Source organism: Clostridium sp. TF11-13AC, from assembly GCF_003481065.1.
GTDB classification, from domain to species: Bacteria; Bacillota; Clostridia; order Lachnospirales; family Lachnospiraceae; genus Otoolea; species Otoolea fessa.
This window is the reverse complement of sequence record NZ_QUKJ01000002.1, coordinates 603741-625660: the sequence shown is the minus strand read 5'-3', so window position 1 is coordinate 625660 and position 21920 is coordinate 603741. Positions and strand designations below refer to the sequence as shown.

The following is a 21920-nucleotide window of genomic DNA, read 5'->3' as shown; positions in this document are numbered from 1 at the left end:
CACATGGCTCTCATTTTAGATAAAACCGAACAGAAAATTGTCGATATCATCGACGCACACCGCAACGAGATCATCGCATTCGCCAAAGATATCTACACCCATGCAGAGCTGGGTTATAAAGAATACAGAACTGCAGAAAAATTTGCTTCTTTCATGAAAAATCTGGGTCTTGAGACAAAGGAAGAACTGGCTGTCACCGGTGTCAAAGCTTACTTAAATGAAGAAGAGAAAACGAATGTAAGTCTGGCTCTCATCGGGGAACTGGATGCGCTCCGCATCCCGGAACATAAATATGCCAATCCGGAGACTCAGGGAGCTCACTGCTGCGGACATCATGCCCAGCTGGCCGGTGTCATCGGTGCAGCCCTAGCTCTGACCAATGAAGATGTAAAAAAAGAGCTGGACGGACAGGTTGTATTCTTCGCCGTACCGGCAGAGGAATACGGTGAGATTGAATTTAAAAACTCCCTGACCGCACAGGGCAAAATCAAATACGGTGGCGGAAAATGTGAACTCATCCGCATCGGTGCTTTTGATGACATCGACCTGGATATCGTCCACCACACCGGTGATAAAGATATCAGTGTCGGTTCCCACTCCAACAACGGTTTCGTCTCCAAGGTCATTCGTTATAAGGGACTGGCTGCCCACGCAGCCGGTGCCCCGCATCTGGGAGTCAATGCATTAAATGCAGCCTCCCTCGGACTTTCCGCCCTGGCTTACCAGCGTGAAACCTTCCGGGATGATGACCATGTCCGGATTCATCCCATTATCACAAAAGGCGGTAATCTCGTCAATGTAGTACCGGATGAGGTGGTAATCGAAACTCTGGTACGTGCCGCCAACAAAGATGCTATCGCAGATGCTGCCGCCAAAACCGACCGTGCCTTCAAAGCCGGTGCCATCGCCGTCGGTGCTTCCTGCGAAATCACCACTATGCCCGGATATCTTCCGGCTCTGAGTGAAAAAGCCGATGAATCAGTCCTGGCAGCCGCTGAGATTGCCGCACAAACCAGTGAAAAAGATTACCAGATCGTCCAGGAAGATACCCACGCCTACAGCGGCGGCTCCACCGATGTGGGGGATGTACAGCATCTGCAGCCGGTCCTTACCTTCAACACCGGCGGTAAGGTAAGCGGTCTCCACTCCGTTGATTTCGATATCGTAGACGATGAGCTTGCCTATGTGGTCACTGCAAAAATATTCGCCCTCTCCGCTTACCGCCTGCTTCGGTACGGGGCTGTGAAAGCAAAAGAGATTGTAGAGAATTATCAGCCCATCTTTACCAAAGAGGAATATATCAAATATATGGATTCCTTTATTAAGACGGAGACGTATCAGTAAGATAACAGAAAAGAAGGACGGGAGGTACTTTTTACAGCACCTTCCGTCCATTTACAGTCAACTTAAAGGTCGTTCCCAGTATCTCCGCCGACTTCCGGCAAAGCATCATTCTTCCCAGGAAAATCTCAAAATAATCATACATGGAACATATCTTTTCATCTACCTGAAGATTCAGGGCAATAACTGAACGATCCTTTTCAATCTTAAGTTTGGACTCTGTTACCGCATAATTCACACGGTCGTGGATATCAAAAGCGGCTCTCTCTTTTTCACGAACACGGCTTCTTCGCACATCCGTCTTATCAGCGATAATCAAAGCTGCGGATATTACATTCTCCGGACTTCCGGTGGACTCATCATGGTTGCCGATGGCCGATATAATCGTAATCCGGTCATCCGGCGGCGTCCATTGGAAGAGCCAAGACAGCTTTCCAGGTGCATATAATCCTTTACTTCGTCCCAATTTACCACAAATCCGGCTCCGTGGGAACAGAAGACCGAGCCGCTTGGGTTTGCCAAATCCGCATCCGGATCGTAGCCGGCTGCTTCGATGACCTCTTCCTCATTATGGCAGGGTCCATATCCATCCAGGGTACAGACAAGCTGTCCTAAGCCGCTGGTATAAACCGTTACTTCTGTCTGATATCCATCCAGGGATGAAACCGGTGCACGGCCGGTAAGTATCGCCTGTCCATCCTCCAGAACCGGTCCTTCAAAAACCGCAAACCGGCGTTCCAGATCCGTCATTGCACGTCCTACCATCTTGTCCGATATCGTCAGATGAAATGCATAAAATGACTCCAAAAGCATCGAATGTGCCTGCATCAGGCCATGACGGATAGCCCGGTAAACCGACTGACGGAAATCACCGCCATTCAAGGTATTCACAGGCAATTTTACTACCTGTTATGATACCATGAATGGTGGGGATTGTAAAATTTTATCATCGGTTGATGAAATTCAGTACCACCACAAGCAGCAGCATATGAACTGGATAAAATGCATAACAGAGATACTGGAATGGTTTACTGTGGTAGCCCTGTCTGCCGCGGTACAGCCAGATGGGGATCAATGCCAGAAGCGCAAGCCCCTGCTGGCACAGTTCAAATTCCATGCCAAAGAGCTGAACCGGATACATCAGACCGCCCAGCAGTTCCACATTCAGCCAGTATAGGGCAGCCAGCTGTCCCAAGAAGCACCACCATTTCCGCCCATGGAGGAAATAGAACACAAATACTGTCAGAACACCGACCCCGTAGTAATCCACCATGCAAAGAGTTCCCAGTACCAGACCTGCCAGCACAACCAAAACGCACACCAGCAGATACATCCAGGTTTTTCCTTTTTTCCGTACCTGTTCCATAAGCCAGACACCTAAAAGGCCCAACAGGAATGTCCAGAGGACATTCTGGTGAACCGGATAAAACCAGGTACCGCCGTACATCAAATCAAAGGGAATTTCTGAAAGCACTGCAAACAGCAGCATCCGAAGGATGTACTTTTTAAAGCTTCTGGTGTGAAAGTACCCCTCCACCGCCATAAAAGCGAAGATAGGAAATGCCACTCTTCCGGCACAGGTAAGCCACTCCCTAGCAGGAAGAAGCGTCGCCCAAAGGTGATCCATCAGCATAAGTGTCATGGCGATAATGTGCAGGACAGCTGCAGTAAGTTCAAAGTTTTTTGAAGCAGATGAATCCATTCAGTTCTTGTTCCTTTCCTATTGCATTTCTATCGTATAATTATAGCTGTATGTGTGAACATAAAGCATATTGTCCTGAGGCACCAGAAGATCCGGCTGTTTTTTCAGCTCCAGGCTTGCAATAACCTCGCCGGTGTGAAGGTTGAGCTGATAAAGATAATCCTTTTCCGAGGTAAAACCATACCCGCAGATAATAACGTCCTTTTTTACAATAAAATTCATGGTGTTGCAAGTCTGATCCCCACTTCGCCAAAGAAGCTTGTTATTTTCCAGATCATAGGCAAACATAAAGCAGCTATCCGGCTGTGCGTAACCATTTGTCACACTGATGCCATAAAAGATATCATCCAGGAGGCAGGCATTATTGCCGTTGATATACCATTTATCCGTTGGATACTCCAGCACATACAGACAATTTCCGGAAATATTTTCATAAATATACAGCGCATCCCCGGACCAGATATACTGATATTCGTCATCATAGAAATTATTCCATTCCTTTCCGACCATAGGAAGGGATAACTGTTTGCTTTCATACCATTCGTTCGCAAAATCGATTCCATTTTCCTCTTCCGACACAATTTTTAACGTTAACGGTGAAACTGCATCTCCCTTCGGATGAATCTCCCCAACTCCGGATAAGTCAATGGTGATATACTTAGTTTCAGGATCCACATTTTCCCCTTCCCCTGCATCCTCATTTTGAATCAATACGGACTCCCCACCGGTCTCCCGGACACTTTCTGCAACACTTGACTCATTTTGCATCGTATAATCCATGTCCTTCTTGCCACAGCCAGCCAGGGTAAGCAAACAAGTCCACACAATCATAAAAGTTAGAAGTTTTTTCATATATATATCCATTCCTCTATGCTCAAAAAGATGTTATCACTTTGGATGAACTTTCTTCTGAGCCATTTCTATTTGAACACGTTGAGAAGTTACCTTAACTTATCTCTATATCAAAACATGCCTGGCAGTTTTGCCGCCAGGAATAATCCAGCACCAAATGAGATCAGATTGGCCACAAAGGAATACAGGATATAATATGCATCCTCCTTTTTCTTTTCTGATAGCCTCTTAAGAATTGTGCAATACAACACTGCCTCCAGAGCAAATACAATCAGCTCAAAAAGTACATAGAAAAATGTAAATGCAAGAGGACCGGAATTATAATTAATCACATTGAGCAGCACATTTAAGATAATCTGCGTAATAATGTTGACAACAGCCAGAATCAACAGCTGTTTTTTCTGTCTGAAACCAAACAGCAGCGCCACCAGCATTTCGATTAAAATAGTAAGGACGATCCTTGCTCCAAGAGCCAGCATCTCCTGCCGGTAATTATACGAACGGTAAGCCTCAATCCGCTCATTGGTACTCAAATCATCATTGTATTCCACCGAACCGATATCCACACCATCCATATCCACTGTATAATACGTATCAAATGCATAACGAGCATAAATTCCACTGGATACAAAGGTTTCCGTTTCCGGATAATACAGAAGAATTTTAAAATCATCCGGCGGATAATAGGTCCATGCAAGCTCTTTGCTTTCACTTACCTTCCAGCTCCGCTGCAGAAAATAGTATCCATCCGGATCCTTGTAATTCACAAAGATCTCCCAGATACCAGGATCCATGTACTCTTTCTGGGCACTCTCCGTTCTTCCATCCCAGGCACTTGCCGGACCAGTAGATTTCTCCTTCGACAGCAAAGTTCCATAACAGAGCTCATCCCCCATATGCTCAAACTGAATCCGAACAGAGGCCTTTGGTCCCATATCGGCATTGACTGTCATCGGAAATGCTGAAACTGCCATTATCATACACAAAAGCATTATAAAAACAAGACTGTATTTTCTATTTTTCATACCAAAAGCCTCCCTTCAGATATTTTTATTCTGGTGAAGAATCTCATCGGCATTCTTGCTGCAAAATACTACATCCGATGGGAATCATCTTCCATCCGGTAAACAAACAGGCGGTTCATCCCCTCCTGCCATGGGTATTCAAATTCCAGACGATTCCCAATTCATCACATATTCTTTTTCTCTTGTGAATTCGTCCATCTCTTCACTCTGAATAGTAAATCCTTCTCGTTGATAAAAAGACATTTCCCTGACATTCTTCTGATATACCTTTAACTGTAATTTGTCTTTTTTATCCTTGATGTAATCCAACAACATTTTACCTATGCCACATGACTGCATTTCGTCAGAAACAAAAATACCTTCTATGTATTCATCACTTACTCCTATAAAGCCTTGAATCATTTTATCATCTTCATACACATAAACTTCCGCCTGTGGCAGCATTTCCTTCACGAATTCATAATTACTTATCCAGTATTGTTCAGGAATAAAAAAATGTGCTTTCAGATTAGTTTTCAACCATATATCAGCGACTCTATTTATATCTACCTTCTGCAACTTTCTAATCATAACGATTATTCTCCATCCAACCTGATTATAACACGATTAACTCATTACGATTTACCTATCTGTACTCAACAATTTCTTCGAAAGGTTTCCTTGGTCTTTTAGCCGGAGCTTCATTGGCAAATCCAATCGCAACAATTCCTGTCAATTGGCTGTCTGTTCCGATAAAATCCATCAGCTCATTATAGGCAAAACAAGTATTGGCAATCCATAAGGTGCCCAATCCATATCCCGTTGCTGTCAGAATCATATTTTCAATCGCCGCACCTATGGACAGTGAATCACATATTTCAACAATTCGCTTTTCATTTTCAATGCTTGCAAATGGAGTATGCTGGTTGGTATTAAGCACTGCTATAAGGCATGGGACCTCCTGCATGATTCTAACGGTATTCTCAGCATCCGGTATGGCAAATGCCCATTCCGGCATAAGTTCATGGGTCATTTTTTCTGAATTTATACCATGACGCATGACATCAACCAGTTTATCTTTTTCTTTCCCCTGATATACAATAAATTTCCAAGGCTGTCTGTTTTTAGCAGATGGTGCAAGGGAAGCACTGTATATGATCTCGTCAATTAACTTCCTTTCGATCTCATCTGGCTTATATTTTCTTATACTTCTTCTATTCTCAATTTCACGTATCATAGATTTCTCTCTTCTTTAGAACCTTGCCCTCAAGACTCATCTTCTCCTATGATTTCCAACCTATCCATCCCAACATGACATTTCAGGAAAAGCACCTCAACACCTGCTGCCTTTGCCTCGTGAAGTGCAGCGCCAAATTCGGGATGCGTTTCCGTATTCGGCCTGACTTCACTAATGCCTTCCATTTGAATCACAAATGCTATCAAACATTTATATCCTTGTCCGCACGCAGCTGCAAGTTCCCTTAAATGCTTAACTCCTCTTTCCGTCGGGGCATCTGGAAAATATCCAACTCCGTCTATCTCAAGGGTGCAGCCTTTGACTTCCATTAGATATTTTTGCTTTCCTTTTTCCATATAGAAATCCATCCGGCTATTTCCAAAGGTATACTCTGGTTTAATACAATCATACCCCTGTGTCATCAGCCATTCTTTTACCACTTTATTCGGTGCCTGAGAATCAATGTTAACCCATTTTTTATTCTTCTTAACTGCAATCAAATCATAGCGAGTCTTTCGATTTGGATTCTTTTCTATGCAATCTTCCAAAATCACTTCCGCCCCCCGCAGCAGTAATTCACGACAACGTCCCGTATTCTTTACATGAACCAATTCTACCGCTTCCGATCCATCAATCTTTACCCGCGCAATAAAACGATTGGGACGTTCTATGAAAATTGCTTTCACTATCTTATCATATTTCATGTGACGTTTCCTATTATATGTACTGAAACATTCATTTTACACGATTGGATTCACTGGCAGCGGCCTGTGCTTTGCAGTATAATAATCACAATCCATTCGAATAACACTAAAAGCAGAGGCATCGCTTCCATGTTTGTCGGAACCTTTGCTACGATTGCCTGGGAAGTTATGGGACATTCGTTCGGTCTGGCAACCATCCTGGTTACAGTTCCGGTTTCTTTCCTTACCCTGATCGTTGTCTCCTTACTGACCCAGAAAGAAAATCAGGCGGCTGCCTAAAAGATGGCCTTTACTGATAGAAAAGAATTTTATAGTAAAACCGATTGGTTCAGATGGGCTACCGTGCCAATGTACGGCAGCCCATCTGGCATCATTCTATCAGCCCTTTCGCTACCTCTTTCAGTTTCTTAGCCGACTCCACCAGCTTCTCCGCCTCTTCCTCACTCAATGCAATCGGCACATGCGTCTCCACACCCCCGATTCCCACGATCGCCGGCATACTCAGAGTGATATCTTCGATGCCGTACTCCCCGTGCATCATCGCAGACACCGGCAGAATCGAGCGCTCATTGCGGACGATACACTCGCAGATACGTTTTACCGACATCGCAATTCCGTAATACGTCGCCTGTTTTTTCGAAATAATCTCGTAAGCACTGTTTTTGACCTTCTCCGCGATCGCGTCCATCGCCGCATCGTGGTTAAAATGTCCGCGCATCTCGCAGAAATCGTTCAGCGGAATTCCCGATACATTCGTACTGCTCCATGCCGCGATCTCGCTGTCCCCGTGCTCACCGATGATAAACGAATGTACACTCCGGCTGTCCACGCCCAGGTGTTCGCCCAGCGCATATTTAAGCCGTGCCGTGTCAAGCACCGTACCCGAACCGAGCACCCGGTTCTCCGGCAGCCCGCTCAGTTTCAATGCCACATACGTCAAAATATCCACCGGGTTCGATACGATCAGCAAAATCCCGCCAAAATCGCGTTTTACAATCTCCGGGATGATAGTCTGATAAATTGCCGTATTCTTCTGCACCAGGTCAAGCCGCGTCTCCCCCGGCTTCTGGTTTGCCCCCGCCGTGATAATGATGATCGCCGCATCCGCCGCATCGTCATAGGTACCTGCATAAATCTTCATCTGCCCTGCAAACGGAATCCCGTGCGCGATATCCTTCGCCTCGCCGTCCGCCTTTTCCATATTCACATCTAACAGAACCAGCTCGGAAAATAACCGGCTCTGCATCAGTGTAAATGCCGTTGCTGAACCCACAAATCCGCACCCGATGACTGCCGCTTTTCTTGGATTTACCTCTCTGCTCATACGCTCATTTCTCCTTTTTTCTCCGGCTTATACTGCATGTCCATGTTTCTAGCATCCGCTCTCTGCATATGGACAAGCATGCCTCTAGTCTCTCCTGCCATTCATATGTATTGTTCCGCTTACAAGAAGGAGTATACATGCTTTGGGACATTTTTTCAGTTGTTTAAACAACAAAAATAGAAACTACCACACTTTCTGTTTATTTAGAGAGCGCCTTCTCCGCCGCATCCAGCCCCTCATATCCATACGCCTTCACTTCCGCCTCCATCGTCAGAAGTGCAAGACTCTTTCCTTCCTTTTTCAGGTCATTGATAAACTGCCAGTACGTATGCAGGGTGCTGTCCGAGTAAGTCCGCAGTTCACCGAGCAAGTACGTCTGGAAGGAAGTATCATACGGCGTATCTTCAGAACTGTAGAGAAGCCGGTTTCCAGATGCCAGCACCGGATATTTCGCCTGGTACTCTTCCATCCAGGCAAGCTGCTGTTTCACGATCGCATCACTCCACTGTTCGCCCGCCAGCGTCGGATCAATCAGAAAATGATGCAGTTTCTTAAACTGCTCCGGTGCGGTGCTCGCCATCATCCACGCATATTTCTCCATCACCAGATTGCGCCCTTGCTCATGGGCGCGGTCCATATCCGCCTGCACGCAGTCTATGAGTTCCTCTGTCCACGGTGCAAAATGGCTTCGTCGCATGATAAAAAATGTCTCCGGATCATCCTGACAGGAAGCACGTCCGCCTTCGTTATTGACTTTCTGAAAATCATCCCACTCCATCTGAATTAGTCTCTCTATTTTCTCCTGTTTCGTCATACGCTGTCCTCCCTTTCGTTTGCCAGATCCTTTCCAAATCAATTTCCTACATCTTTTCTTTCATTTACAGTCCATGCTCGTTCCCATTTTGATGCGTCTATCCGCGGCTTATCCTTCCATCACATGACATTTTTTCAGCTCCGGATCCTGAATCCGTTTCATGATCTCCCACGTATGGGCTTCCAGAAATGCATCCCGGCTGTCAGTTAGTCCCTGTTTTCGCAGTTCCCCAACTGCTGCCTGACAGATTTCCTCGATCCGCCCCACGCGCGGATCTAACTGGTTTACATAAGGATTCCATCCCGGTGGAAACGGCGGCTTCCACATCTCGCTCGTATCCCCCATCACCGAAAGCTCCCGGATTTTTTCCGCCACCTCCGGCAATATCTGAAATTTTTCCATTCCCCGGAACATCCACTTATAGTAAGGCATATACGTCCGGTTTAGTAAATATACCATCGAAATCGCCTGCCGCACAAATTCATTGAGCGCCAGCATCGCCGCAACCGTATCGCCCCGCCGCATACAGCGGCCATAATTATACTGTCCCGACTGCGCCATTTTCGCTGCCCGCGCCGCGATCTTTTTGATCCGGACATCCTCTGGATAATACTTCCGAAGCTCCTCGCGGATCGCGGAAAATTTTCCCAGTCCATCCTCAAAAACTGCCCCGCCTGTAACTGCCGCCAGCTTATCCTCCGGCAGATGCAGCCAGCGCATTAAGCTTCTTGGCGGCTGTTCCATCCCGATAAAACGGCTGTAAAATGCCTCTATCTCAAACACACCGACACGTCCGCCGCCCCGCGCACTTGTAAGCCGTGCCGGAATGCCCGCAAACTCCCCCGGCAAACGGTCGTAAGCATCCTGAAGCGCCTTCCCGTACTGGTTATAATCTTCCGCCGAAAGCCAGAGGTCAAAACCTGCCCCGAAATCGTGATCCTGCGATATCGCATCGTCAAATCCCAGGCATTCCGAACCTTCGCCCACCAGCCCCGCCGCCAGCCGCGGCAGAAGCTCTGGAAATTCCCGCTCCAGCATCGGACGCCCAACTTCTTCATAATATCGTTTTGCCAGTTCCAGTCCCTGCATCTGATCCCCCTACCTGATTTTATGGCTTTTTCTTGTCCTTTCTCCGCTTTCTGAATCTATTTCAGAAAATGTTACTGTTCACGCATACGTGCCCAGTAACGGAATTTGCCGTGGCTTCGCATTTAAATACGGAAAATTCCTGCTGCCACCACGTTTTCTTACGGCACTTTCGGTTCCAAAAGTGCCTACCCGTGAACAATAACCAGAAAATTTCCATCTCAGAATTTCGCATCCTTGAACTGACAGCTCGCACAGTGGCTCGGGTTTCCGCCCTTGTCTTCCTTCTTGTCTGCAGCCCCGGTAATACCTTTTTCTTCCTTTTCTTTTTTGATCATCTCCAGATTCTGGCGGATCACCGCGCACGCATCGCTCTCGCCAAACCGGGACTGCGTTACCATCAGTGCCTTTTCCAGCAGCCCGATCGCCTGATCGTAATTGCCGCGCCGCCATGCCAGCTCCCCGGCTGCTGCCAGCGCTGAACCGAAATGTCCCGACTGCACGCCCTCCGGGGACGCATAAAAGGTCAGGCTTTCCTTTAATTCCTCGTCCGCCTCATCCAGCCGCCCCAGCGCCATCAGGGATAGCGCCCGGTTGACATGGGTCGTTGCCACCTCTGCCTCGCTGTTCTCCATCTTTTTAATCAGTTCCAGCGCCTTATCCAGCGATTCCAGCGCCTTTTCATGTTCCTCCTGTTCCTGATAAATCTGGCTGATATTATTGTAGAGACTTGCCATCTCATAGCCATCCGTTTTTCCAAGATTCTTAAAAATTGCTTCCGCCTCCCGGTACTGGGAAAGCGCTTTCTCCACATCTCCTGCCATCCGGCGCGCGGTTGCCGCATTTAAAAGTGTCGTTCCATGGTGGATCGAACCATCCAGCCCCATCCCCGCAATCAGGGACAGCGCCATATCCGCCATATCAACTGCCTGTGCAACCCGTCCGGTATTCCGGTAAAGCCCTTCCATCTCATTGCACATCATCAGGCAGAGGCTTTTGTTCCCTGAATCCAGCCCTTCCTTCATCCAGCCCATCATTTTCTCTTCCGCTTCGTCCAGTTCTCCCTGTGCATAAAGGCGATCCAGTTCCTGAAACATCTGCTGTGTATCCATTTTTATTCCTCTTTCTTTCCCTTCTTTATTCTTGTTTCTGTTATTTTTTTCATTAATGTGCCTTGGCACCCTTGACACAAAAAGAGATACCGCAAAACCTTTTTCCCATCCCTCTGCTCCCCATCTTCTTATTTCTGACAGGTCAGTGCACGGATTCTGTGGTTTTGCGGTATCCACTATCTGTTCTCAAACCTTTCTAAAATCTATCTCTTTCTCAACAATGCTTTCTATGCTGCCATGCAGCACCCGCATTCGGATCGCGTTTCATTTCAACGATCCGGCTTTTACAAATCCTGTATTCATCAAACGAAGCAGCTTCCGATCGCTGTATCACCCCATCGGCGAATATCCAAACGTATTTACCAGCGCATCAATCTTCTTTCCTGCCTTGCAGAGCGGGCAGTCACGGTAATCTGAATACGTATAATCCGGTAAATCCTTCTTGCCAAAGACTGACTTGATCGGCACACCGTCCAGCGAATCCATCGCACTGAAAATCGCCGATGCGCCCTGTAAGATACCACCGTAATACTGGATGCTCTCAACTGCCTTATTTAAGGTGCGTCCCGTCGTCACGGATGCCATCAGGATCATCACATGTTTATCGCGGATCATCGGAATCAGGTTATCTCTAAAAATGATCTGGCTGTTGTTGTTAAACTCCGGGCTGATTACATAGATAGATTTATGTGCGTTCGTCGAGAGAAAACCGCCCTTTGCCAGCTCCTCCGCCAGAAAAGCACCGATAACTTCTGTTCCCTCCATGCAGACAATCGTGTCGATCACGGTGTCATACAGATACAGACCAACCAGCGCCTGTGCAACTTCCTCCGCCTCTTTCGTTCTCGCTTTCAGGGTCGTCACATCAATGTAATAATTGATATGTGCATGGTTTGTTGCAAAATGTCCTGGACGAATCTTTAACGGTACTGTCGTTCCAGTTGTGTAAATCTTCGTATAACTTTTCTCCATAAAAACGCCCCCTTCTCCATCTAAATAGGTGTTCATAAATGTTTCTAACTGCACCAAAAAGTGTTACTGTTCACAGGTAGGCACTTTTGGAACCGAAAGTGCCGTAAGAAAACGTGGTGGCAGCAGGAATTTGCCGTATTTAAATGCGAAGCCACGGCAAATTCCGTTACTGGACACGTATGCGTGAACAGTAACCAAAAGGTTCCATGTTCACAGTCACATCCGTCCATGGATTGATACCCTTATTATACTAGAAAATGTGGTGTTTCACAAGATAAAATCTGTCATCATATGTATAATTTTTTTATTTTTCTGTCTTTTTTTTCAGGCATTTTTCACTCACGAACAGAACACACTCCCGATTTTCCCTTCTTCTATTTCTTTTACCTCACTAAGACTCTAAGAACCTCCGCACGCACTCCAGAAACCGTTCTCCATATTTTTCAAACTTATACGCACCCACGCCGGACACCTCCAGCATCTCCGCTTTCGTGACCGGTTTTAAAATACACATATGCGTCAGCGTCTTATCAGAAAATACGATATACGGCGGCACTTTTCCCTCGGATGCGATCTCGCGGCGCAGCGCGCGGAGTGCCTCGAAGAGCGTCTCTTCCTTCTCCGTAAATTCGTCTGCCCCGGCTGGAAGTTTCGCGCCCCGGCGGCTCTTTTTGCTGCTTCCAGCTGTCTGTTTCTCCCGCTCCTTCGCCATCTTCATCTCGATTGGTTCCGGTGCTTCCAGGAAAGCAGCACCTTTTTCCGTCAATTTGACAATCGAATACTCATCCGTCGTGACAAACAGATACTCCTCCACCTGGAGGAAGTTAAACATCTGGCGCAGATGCACGACGCTCTCCTTCGCCAGCTCCCCATAATGCGGATTCTCATCCATCCGGTAATTGCGGATCTTAACCGTATTCGCCCCGTGCACCGTGTCGAGAATCACCGTTGTTCCATAGCGCTGTCCGCACGACTGCACACAGCCTAAGAGACTCTCTGCCGCCGCCTGAATGTCGATCGTGTCAAATTGCGTCATACAATTCGAACAGTTTCCGCAGTAATTACTTCCATATTCGCCGAAATACCGCAGGATATAATCACGCAGGCACTCATTCGTAAAACAATAAAATGTCATCTTTTTCAGGCGTTCCCGGTCACGTTCCAGCACCACCTGCCGCGTATAGTCGTCAAGCTCCTGATTGTCCTGGTTCCGCTCAATAAAGAGCTGGTTCGTCACCACATCCCGCCCGCTATAATACAGGATGCACTCCGCCGGTTCGCCGTCACGCCCGGCACGTCCTGCCTCCTGATAGTAGGCTTCCAGGTTCTTCGGCATCCCGCAGTGCAGGACAAACCGTACATCCGACCGGTCGATTCCCATGCCGAACGCATTGGTCGCCACCATCACCGGAACCCGGTCATAGATAAAATCATCCTGATTCTTCTGCCGCTCTGCATCGGAAAGTCCCGCATGGTAACGCGTCACTGAAAATCCATCCCGGATCAGCTTCTCACAGATCTCCTCAACATTTCTGCGGGTCAGACAGTAAATAATCCCTCCCTGCCCCGGGTGCGCCTCCAGATATGCCCGGATTGCCGCATAGCGGTCCTTCGGCGTCTCCACTGCAAAATACAAGTTTTTCCGGTCAAATCCCGTCGTCAGCATCACCGGATTCTGTAACTGCAAAATGTCGATGATATCGTCCCGGACCTCCTTGGTCGCGGTCGCCGTAAAAGCACTGACCACCGGACGCCTCGGCAGCTTCTCGATAAAATCAACAATCTTCAAATAACTCGGTCTGAAATCCTGTCCCCACTGGGAAATGCAGTGCGCCTCATCGATCGCCAGCATCGCAATATCCACGTGCATCGCAAAATCAAGAAATGCCTCCGTCATCAGACGCTCCGGCGCCACATAAATGATTGGATAACGCCCCTCGCGCGCATACCCAAGCGCCTTATAATACTGTGCCGTCGTCAGCGAACTGTTCAGATACGCCGCGTGGACGCCCGCCTGATTGAGTGCCGTGACTTGATCCTTCATCAGAGAAATCAGCGGTGACACCACCAGCGTGATTCCCGGAAGAATCAATGCCGGAACCTGATAACACAGTGATTTTCCGCTGCCCGTCGGCATGATTCCCAGCACATCACGCCCATCAAGAATCCCGTCAATCAGTATTTCCTGTCCTTCGCGGAAGCTGTCATATCCGAAATACCGCTTGAGAACTTCATATTTTTCCGATTTCTCATAATTCATATATCTTTATCCAACGCCCTTTCATTCTAGTTCTGTCTCAACGATCCACAATCTTGAGCATTTCAAGTCTCAGACATCCACCAGGTCAATCTTTCCTGAAACTTCTCTCCACAGGATGTTTCTCTGAACTCCACACATCCACACAAATTTCACTCTTTATACATATATATCAAACACCAAACCATTGCTTCCTTACAAAAGCCCCAGCTCTTCCATCGCCCGGTAAATCCCATCTTCCTCCACGGTCTTCGCCGTAAACGTCGCATACGGCTCCAGCCCGGCATCGTGTTTTCCCATGACAACCGCATTCGGCACATACTGGAACATCGACAGATCGTTCATGCTGTCTCCAAAGACCCACGCGTCCTCCAGCGCGATCCCATATTGCTTCAAAATCCACTCGATCGCACTCGCCTTAGAATGCCCCATCGGCACACACTCATAGAAGCCGCCGCCCCGGTCAATCACCTCAAAATCCCGAAGTGTCTCAAAAAATCCCGCCGGATCACTGTCTGCTCCGACTGCCACGCAAAATTTACTGATCGAAAAGGACGGATCCGACCAGTTCTTCGCCGAAACCGAGCCGCTCTGGTCGAGAATCGAGCGGATCGCCCGCATCGTTTCGGTCTGCACCCCATCTGGCCGGAAAAAGCAGGCGTCCACGCCCTCCATCACTGTATCCATCCGGAACCGCAGAATATCCTCTTTCAGTTTCTCCGCCCGTTCCGGCGAAATTCTCTGGTCATAGAGTGTCTTTCCATCCACGGAAATATAGGTACCACAGCCACAGAGCAGCCCGTTTACCGGCGCTTCCTCCCGGATTTTGGACGTCTGGCACCAGGTCCGCCCCGTATTAATAAATGTCAAATTTCCCTTTTCCATTGTTTTTTTTAAGGCAAGCACCGCGCTTTGCGGTACCTGCCTTAATTTTTCACTAAACAATGTTCCATCAATATCAAAAAACAATGCTTTTTTATTTATCTTCATTTCTGAATATGATCTCCCCGGTCTCTGCATTCATGCTGTCTACGATCGCCAGTGACTCAACGCGGATGCCCTTATCACGGATGCGTTTGCCGCCGTCCTGAAAACCTTTTTCAATGACAATGCCCGCACCAACTAATTCTGCTCCCGAATCCTGAATCAAAGTGGTCAGACCGTCTAATGCCTTGCCCTTTGCCAGAAAATCATCGATAACCAGAACCTTATCGCCTTTTCCAAGGAACTCCTTGGACACAATAATATCATATACAGTGCCATGGGTAAACGATTCAACCTTCGTTGTATACACTTCTCCGGCAATATTTTTCGTCTTTGTTTTCTTGGCAAATACAACCGGAACATCAAAATATTCGGCTACGATACAGGCAATACCAATACCCGACGCCTCGATCGTCAGGATCTTGTTGATCTCCTCACCCTCAAAACGGCGTTTAAACTCCTTGCCGATCTCCTGGAACAGATGAATATCCATCTGGTGATTCAGGAAACGATCCACTTTCAATACATTTCCTGCTCTTACGATTCCATCTTTACGGATTCTGTCGTATAAAATCTGCATATGTCTATCCCCTTATCTGTATTTTTATGAGACGCTTTCTACTCCGCCTCGTCCTCGGCTGCTTCTGTATTCAGCGCCGCATTGTTCTCCTCAGTGCTGACGGTGATCTTGGCATTTTCTACCAGAAAATCAAGTGTCTTCTGCATCAGTGCCGTATCGTCCACCATCTTCTGATCGATGTTGTCATTCTGAAGCATCGTCTTCAGGCTCTCGTAGCCGTAGCGTTTCGCCAGTGCTTCCTTGTCCGAATCGTCGATCGTGATATTTTCCTGCTTCGCAATCTCATTTAAAACGAGGGACTGTTTCGCCATTTCCTTGGCTTCCTGGCGGATCTCCTGCTTGAAGCTGTCCTCATCGCTTCCAATCATGCCCGCATAGGTCGCCAGATCGACGCCGTAGGAGGATAGCATGTTGGTGTATGCCTTTAACTGTGTATCATATGCCTCGTCGATCGATGCAGTCGAGCATACAACCTCTGAATTGTCCACAACCGCATTCAGAATATCCGTATCTCTCTGATTGTCAATCGAGAGCTGTTTCTGCTCTAAGAGGTTCTCACGGGTGGATTCACGGTATTTCTCCACGGTTCCATCATCCGGTGATACGGAAGCAACAAACTCATCCGTCAGTTCCGGAACGGAGCGCTCCTTGACCGCATTGACCGTTACCTCAAATACAACCTCCTTACCTGCCAGATCCGGGTTGTTCGGATACGAATCCGGGAAGGTCAGGTTTAAGTCTTTCTGATCGCCCTTCACAGCGCCGACCAGCCCATCCTCGAATCCATCGATAAAGCTGCCGGATCCAAGCGTCAAATCATATCCTTCAGCGGTACCACCCTTAAATGCCTCGCCGTCTAAAAGCCCCTTATAGTCAATGTTGACCTGATCGCCCATCTGAGCTGCCCGGTCTACCTCGCGGTACTCGGCCTTTGAATTCAACACCTGCTGAATCTGGTTTTCTACTTCCTCGTCCGTCACGGATGCCTCGGTCACGGTCACAGCGATGCCTTTGTACTCGCCCAGCTTCACGCTGCTCTCTGCGACATACTCCTCTGTCTCTGCTGCCGTGCTCTCTGCTGCGGTCGTCTCAGTCCCTGTCTTTTTTCCGCATCCAGATGCCGCTGCTGCTACCGCAACCGCCAGACAGATGCCTGCTATTTTCCATCTCTTCATTTAGTCGTCCTCTATCTCTCAATTTCCTGCCTGCGCCATCCGGCACCTGGCTTTCAAACGCACATATGATATATCTGCACGTATGTCTTACCAATCATCATACCACAAACCAGCCTGTCGCAAAAGCGATTTTTCAATATTTTATATTTTCAGCAACTCTTTTTTCATAGTTCATCACTTTTCCCAATTTAAGGAAACCGGATATGAATTATTTGATAAAAAATTCCGCCAGAAAAAAACGTTTTGTCTTTCCTGACGGAATTTTCTGGCTATTTTTTAGCTGCAAAATGCTGCAAATGCCAGATATGTATTATAGATATCCAGTTTCGATGCCAGCTCAAATGGGGCATGCATGGATAAAATCGGAACACCCATATCCACAACATCTACATCCATGCCAGCCACAAACAGGGCAACCGTACCGCCGCCGCCGATGTCTACCGCACCCAGCTCGCCGATCTGCCAGTATACGCCTGCTTCATCCATGATCTGGATCACCTTCGCCATCGTCTCCGCACTCGCGTCGTTGCTGCCGGATTTGCCGCGCGCACCCGTATATTTCGTCAAAACAACGCCCTTATTCAGATAGCAGGAGTTTTTTTCTTCAAATACGCTCGCAAACGTCGGGTCATACGCCGCATTGACATCCGCCGACAGGCACAGAGAATGCTTCAGCACTTTGCGGACATCCACATTTCCTGCCTTGCACAGTCCCTCAATATAATGCAAGGTAAAATCGGAATTTAAGCCAGTATTTCCAACGGAACCGATCTCCTCTTTATCTGCCAGAATCGTAACAGTCGTATATTCCGGGGACTTGGCTTTCATCTCTGCGGTCAGTGCCGTGTACGCGCACACCTTGTCATCCTGTCCGTAAGCACCGACCAGGCTGCGGTCCAGACCAACATCTGTTGCCTTTACTGCCGGCACAAACTCGATCTCTGCACGCAGGAAATCCTTCTCCGTCATGCCAAAGCGCTCATTTAAGAGCGACAGCGCCAGCAGCTTGACCGGCTCCTTGATCGAGTCTTCTTCCTCGCACGGATACGGCAGGGAGCCAACGATGATATTTAATTCCTCGCCCTTGATGCCGTCCTTCAGTTTCCGCTCATTCTGTTGTGCGGCAAGATGCGGAAGCAGATCGGTCACGCAGAAGACCGGATCACCCTCTTTTTCGCCGATGCAAATATCCATCGATGTGCCGTCCTTTAAAATCACAACACCGTGCATCGCCAGCGGGATCGTCGCCCACTGGTATTTGCGGATACCGCCGTAATAATGGGTCTTGAAATATGCCGCCTCTGCCTTCTCATACAGCGGGTTCGGTTTCAGATCCAGGCGCGGGGAATCGATGTGAGCCACGTTAATGCGGACGCCGTCCTCCAGCGGACGTTTTCCGAACGTGCTCATCAGAAGCGCTTTCTTGCGGTTGATCTGGTATACCTTGTCGCCCGGCTGATAGATTTTTCCTTCTTCGAACTCCTCATAACCAGCCTCTTTCAGGCGGAGCACCGCCTCGCGCACAAATTCGCGCTCGGTCTTTGCCGCATTTAAAAACTCCTTATATCCCTCGCAATATGCAAATGCCTTTTCCTCCTGCTCCGGGGCTTTCTTTCCAATATTAGGAAATTCCCAGATCAGTTTTTCTCTCTGTTCTTTCGCTACTGACATATCCTTCCTCCTTTTGCGAATCATTTCTTTTTCACTATCGTATCACTATCCAGCAGAATCGTAAATGGTCCATCGTTTAAAAGCTCGACCTTCATATCTGCCCCGAAAATACCGTGCTCGACCTTCCGCACCTGTCCGGCGCAGCGCGCCAGCGCGTGTTCGTAGAGATGGTTCGCCAGTTCTGGATTTCCCGCACCCGTAAAGCCCGGGCGGTTTCCGTGGCTGCAGTCCGCGTACAAAGTAAACTGGCTGATCAGCAGGATCTCGCCATCCACATCCGCCAGCGAACAGTTCGTCTTGCCGTTCTCATCCTCAAAAATACGCAGCTTGCACATTTTATCCACCATTTTGTCGGTGATTTCCTCCGTGTCGGTGTCGCTGACGCCCATCAGCACCATATATCCACGGCCGATCGAGCCGATCAGCTCGCCGTCTACCTTTACACTCGCGTGTTTGACTCTCTGTAGTACAAATCTCATGTTTTTCTCCTGATTTTTATTTTTCCTGTAATCTTTCTTTACCGCAGCAGCGCCCTCAGCCGCGCCAGCAGATTCTCCGCATTTTCCTCGCCCAGAATGACTTCCCGCGCCAGGATCGGCCGGTCGGTGATAATGTTATCGACGCCGATCATCTTCATTCGCTCCAGTTCACTCTTTTTATTGACCGTCCAGACATGAACCTCCTTACCACAGGCATGGACGCGCTCGACCAGCTTCCGGTTCGCTGAACTGGAGATCAGGCTGATAAAATCGATCGCATCATCCTCGTAATAGCTTCCATATGCTGCCGACAGGATATAGCCCGTATAAATATCCGAATCCGCCGCCTTCACCCGCTTTAAATAAGAAAGACTCGTCGATGTCACGACGCACTGTTCCACGAAATCATTCTCCCGGATACAGTCCACGACCTTTTCCGGCAGATCGCTCGACGCGCCGGCATATTTGATCTCGATGTTCAGCATCATCCGTCCCCTGACATATTCGATAACGTCCTCCAGCTTCGGAATCCGTGTCCCGCTGTACTGCTCCGAATACCAGCCACCGGCATCTACCTGCTGCAGCTCATCCCAGGAAAGCGATCGGATCGTCCGCCGCGTCCCGTCGATCCGCTCCAGAGTGCTGTCATGGAACAATACCAGCAAACCATCCCGCGTCTCCTGCACGTCCAGCTCTGCAAAATCCGCCATCTGATCGACCGCTGCCTCCATCGCAGGCATCGTGTTCTCCGGTGCGCTCGTCGATGCGCCCCGATGCGCTGTGAGCTGCACTTCCCTCAGCTGATCCGCCGCCAGCACATTGCCCCGGTAAAAAGCGTCGTACATCGCTCCGGCGCTCAATGCCGTCAGAAGTGCCAGCGCCGCCATCCGGTTGCGGCGGCTCAACCACGGAAGACCCGCATGTTCGCCAGCTTCAAACTTCCAGCGTTCTTTGTTCTGACGTTTCCGGTCCAGCTGCACATATAACACCGTCAATGCGCCATAATTGACCGACATCAGCGCGATGCTCATGAGCGGCATCAGAACCATCTCGATCCGGTCGCGCGCCTCTAAAACCAGAATCAATTCCAGACGCCGGTCCGCAAACCAGACAGCAAACACCGCCACAATCACAACCGCAATCAGATAGAGCACCACCGTTACCGCCGTAACTGCCAGATTGCACAAAACAAGCGTCCCAACTACCTGTACCCGATTACCGCGCAGCAGCTCCCTGCTTCGCAGAAATCCGCCCCGAAACGACCGCTGCTCCAGCATACAGCCAAAACAGATAAAAATCGTCGGAAGTGAAATCACAACCGCGCCAACAATCACGCCAACCAGTAAAAGCCGCCCCCAGTTCTCCGCCAGAAGCGCCGGAAGGATAAATTTGACCGCCTTCACATGGCATAACATCCGGTAAATCAAAAATGAATGAAGCACCAGGCCGTGAACCGCCAGCACCAGAAACAACCGCAGATTCCGCTTTCGGATCTCTGATACCGTCAGACGGATGCCTGCCGCAAACATCGAAAAAGCGCTCATTTTCCGCGAGAGTGCCGCCGCCTGATATGCCGCCAGAAGTCCCGCCGCCTCGATGGAAACTCCCACCAGTAGGATCGCTGCCATCAAAACCAGAATCGCGATCGTAACCGGTCGCAGCAGGTAGGAAACCAGATTGCTGACCGTCACATAACTGTAGCCAGACGCGCGCACCGACAGCCGGAACAGCGCCGCCACTGCCTGCAAAAGAAGCGGCAGCGTGAGCAAACGGAAAGCCAGCTCAAACAGCAGAATATTCCCCCCATTTACCTGAACAATCTGCTTTGTCTCAACCATCCGCCTGCGTATCTTCATTTTCTTCGTCTCTTACTCTCCGGCTTCTTTCCGGTTCCCGTAGGCATCTGCCACGCTCCGTTTCCCGTCTTTCGGCTCCTGCTCGTTCCCCACGGGCACATTCTCCCGCTCTGCCTTCTTTATTTTCTCCGTCTGTTTCGCGGTCTCCTTCTCCTTCGCCTGTTCCTCCGCAATCTTCGTGATCGCCTGATTCAGGGAAAACATCTTATTATCCAGCATATCCGCCATATCCGCGCAGGCTTTCAGTTCCTGCTCCAGATAATCCGGCGCATTTCCTTCAAATTTATAATAAATCTTGTGTTCCAGACTTGCCCAGAAATCCATCGCTATCGTCCGTATCTGGATCTCCACCTTCGTATCCACCGGACCATCGCTTAGATAAATCGGGATCGTCACAACCATATGGTAACTCTTGTAGCCGTTCGGCTTCGGATTCTTGATATAATCCTTCACCACCAGCACTGTCACATCCGACTGACGCGCGATCATCTCCGCGATCCGGTAAATATCCGGGCTGAACGAGCAGATAATACGGATGCCCGCAATATCGCTCAGATGCTCAATCATGTTCGGGATCGTCACCTCATGTCCACCGCGTTTAAGCTTCTTGACGATACTCTCCGGTGTTTTCAGGCGCGATTTGATGTGCTCAATCGGATTGTAATTATATAAATGAATAAACTCGTTATTTAGAATTTCAATTTTCGTGTTAATCGCTTTCAGGGCAGAATTGTACAGAAACATGACTGTCGTCCACTGGTCAAGCTGAT

23 protein-coding genes are annotated in these 21920 nt (G+C 48.5%); 2 read left to right on the top strand and 21 right to left on the bottom strand.

Translation table 11 applies throughout. The annotated features are described in order from the left end of the window. Positions 1-3: 3 nt before the first annotated feature. Positions 4-1344, top strand: coding sequence for an amidohydrolase (locus DXD12_RS07195; RefSeq protein WP_118637919.1), 1341 nt, complete (start codon positions 4-6; stop codon positions 1342-1344). A gap of 31 nt (positions 1345-1375) precedes the next feature. Here the strand turns inward: DXD12_RS07195 and DXD12_RS07190 are convergent, their stop codons facing one another. The 8 genes from DXD12_RS07190 to sfsA all read right to left on the bottom strand — a co-directional run bounded on the left by DXD12_RS07190 (position 1376) and on the right by sfsA (position 6840). Continuing rightward, positions 1376-1660, bottom strand: coding sequence for a hypothetical protein (locus DXD12_RS07190; protein ID WP_347559621.1), 285 nt, complete (start codon positions 1658-1660; stop codon positions 1376-1378). An 11-nt stretch (positions 1661-1671) separates the two neighbouring features. Then, positions 1672-2232, bottom strand: a complete 561-nt coding sequence (locus tag DXD12_RS07185) for a hypothetical protein (RefSeq protein WP_347561374.1) — start codon at positions 2230-2232, stop codon at positions 1672-1674. A 55-nt stretch (positions 2233-2287) separates the two neighbouring features. Further along, a complete protein-coding gene (locus DXD12_RS07180; protein ID WP_022359997.1) occupies positions 2288-3043 on the bottom strand; it encodes a TraX family protein in 756 nt (251 codons plus the stop codon). 18 nt (positions 3044-3061) lie between these two features. Beyond that, the gene (locus DXD12_RS07175) at positions 3062-3895 is read right to left on the bottom strand and encodes a hypothetical protein (RefSeq protein ID WP_118637917.1); all 834 of its coding nucleotides are present in this window, start codon (positions 3893-3895) and stop codon (positions 3062-3064) included. A 110-nt stretch (positions 3896-4005) separates the two neighbouring features. Further along, entirely contained in the window at positions 4006-4920 is a 915-nt protein-coding gene (locus DXD12_RS07170; RefSeq protein ID WP_227589767.1) for a hypothetical protein, read from the bottom strand. A gap of 138 nt (positions 4921-5058) precedes the next feature. After that, positions 5059-5490 (bottom strand): GNAT family N-acetyltransferase, encoded by a 432-nt coding sequence (locus DXD12_RS07165; protein WP_118637915.1) that lies wholly within the window; start codon positions 5488-5490, stop codon positions 5059-5061. Positions 5491-5545: 55 nt separating this feature from the next. After that, positions 5546-6136, bottom strand: coding sequence for a nitroreductase family protein (locus DXD12_RS07160; protein WP_117796247.1), 591 nt, complete (start codon positions 6134-6136; stop codon positions 5546-5548). Positions 6137-6165: 29 nt separating this feature from the next. After that, the gene (gene sfsA / locus DXD12_RS07155) at positions 6166-6840 is read right to left on the bottom strand and encodes a DNA/RNA nuclease SfsA (RefSeq protein WP_118637913.1); all 675 of its coding nucleotides are present in this window, start codon (positions 6838-6840) and stop codon (positions 6166-6168) included. 129 nt (positions 6841-6969) lie between these two features. On the opposite strand from sfsA, the gene DXD12_RS15280 reads away from it, so the two are divergent. Further along, positions 6970-7119, top strand: a complete 150-nt coding sequence (locus DXD12_RS15280; RefSeq protein ID WP_182457037.1) for a hypothetical protein — start codon at positions 6970-6972, stop codon at positions 7117-7119. A gap of 91 nt (positions 7120-7210) precedes the next feature. Here the strand turns inward: DXD12_RS15280 and DXD12_RS07145 are convergent, their stop codons facing one another. The 13 genes from DXD12_RS07145 to DXD12_RS07085 form a co-directional block, all read right to left on the bottom strand. Continuing rightward, complete coding sequence (locus DXD12_RS07145) at positions 7211-8164, bottom strand: L-lactate dehydrogenase (protein WP_118637911.1); 954 nt, start codon at positions 8162-8164, stop codon at positions 7211-7213. A gap of 199 nt (positions 8165-8363) precedes the next feature. Further along, positions 8364-8978 carry a DUF4125 family protein gene (locus DXD12_RS07140; RefSeq protein ID WP_118637909.1) on the bottom strand — a complete coding sequence of 205 codons (615 nt, stop codon included), beginning with the start codon at positions 8976-8978 and terminating at the stop codon, positions 8364-8366. Between the two features lie 108 nt (positions 8979-9086). Continuing rightward, entirely contained in the window at positions 9087-10067 is a 981-nt protein-coding gene (locus DXD12_RS07135; RefSeq protein WP_118637907.1) for a DUF4037 domain-containing protein, read from the bottom strand. A 218-nt stretch (positions 10068-10285) separates the two neighbouring features. Then, positions 10286-11176 (bottom strand): tetratricopeptide repeat protein, encoded by an 891-nt coding sequence (locus tag DXD12_RS07130; RefSeq protein ID WP_118637905.1) that lies wholly within the window; start codon positions 11174-11176, stop codon positions 10286-10288. A gap of 330 nt (positions 11177-11506) precedes the next feature. Then, positions 11507-12148, bottom strand: coding sequence for an orotate phosphoribosyltransferase (locus DXD12_RS07125; protein ID WP_118637903.1), 642 nt, complete (start codon positions 12146-12148; stop codon positions 11507-11509). Positions 12149-12539: 391 nt separating this feature from the next. Then, the gene (gene recQ, locus DXD12_RS07120; protein ID WP_118637901.1) at positions 12540-14408 is read right to left on the bottom strand and encodes a DNA helicase RecQ; all 1869 of its coding nucleotides are present in this window, start codon (positions 14406-14408) and stop codon (positions 12540-12542) included. 192 nt (positions 14409-14600) lie between these two features. Further along, positions 14601-15395, bottom strand: a complete 795-nt coding sequence (locus tag DXD12_RS07115) for an HAD family hydrolase (protein ID WP_227589748.1) — start codon at positions 15393-15395, stop codon at positions 14601-14603. Then, entirely contained in the window at positions 15382-15969 is a 588-nt protein-coding gene (locus tag DXD12_RS07110) for a xanthine phosphoribosyltransferase (RefSeq protein WP_118471362.1), read from the bottom strand. Before DXD12_RS07110 ends, DXD12_RS07115 begins: the two co-directional genes overlap by 14 nt. 38 nt (positions 15970-16007) lie before the next feature. Beyond that, complete coding sequence (gene tig / locus DXD12_RS07105; protein ID WP_107000635.1) at positions 16008-17144, bottom strand: trigger factor; 1137 nt, start codon at positions 17142-17144, stop codon at positions 16008-16010. Positions 17145-17420: 276 nt separating this feature from the next. Further along, positions 17421-18815: an aminopeptidase gene (locus tag DXD12_RS07100; RefSeq protein WP_118637899.1), complete on the bottom strand. Its 1395-nt coding sequence runs from the start codon at positions 18813-18815 to the stop codon at positions 17421-17423. A 20-nt stretch (positions 18816-18835) separates the two neighbouring features. Beyond that, on the bottom strand, positions 18836-19294 hold the full coding sequence (dtd, locus tag DXD12_RS07095) for a D-aminoacyl-tRNA deacylase (RefSeq protein ID WP_022359969.1): 459 nt from the start codon (positions 19292-19294) through the stop codon (positions 18836-18838). Between the two features lie 38 nt (positions 19295-19332). Then, positions 19333-21150, bottom strand: coding sequence for a glycerophosphodiester phosphodiesterase family protein (locus DXD12_RS07090; protein ID WP_118637897.1), 1818 nt, complete (start codon positions 21148-21150; stop codon positions 19333-19335). Positions 21151-21162: 12 nt separating this feature from the next. Continuing rightward, complete coding sequence (locus DXD12_RS07085; protein WP_182457042.1) at positions 21163-21894, bottom strand: GTP pyrophosphokinase family protein; 732 nt, start codon at positions 21892-21894, stop codon at positions 21163-21165. Between the last annotated feature and the right edge of the window lie 26 nt (positions 21895-21920).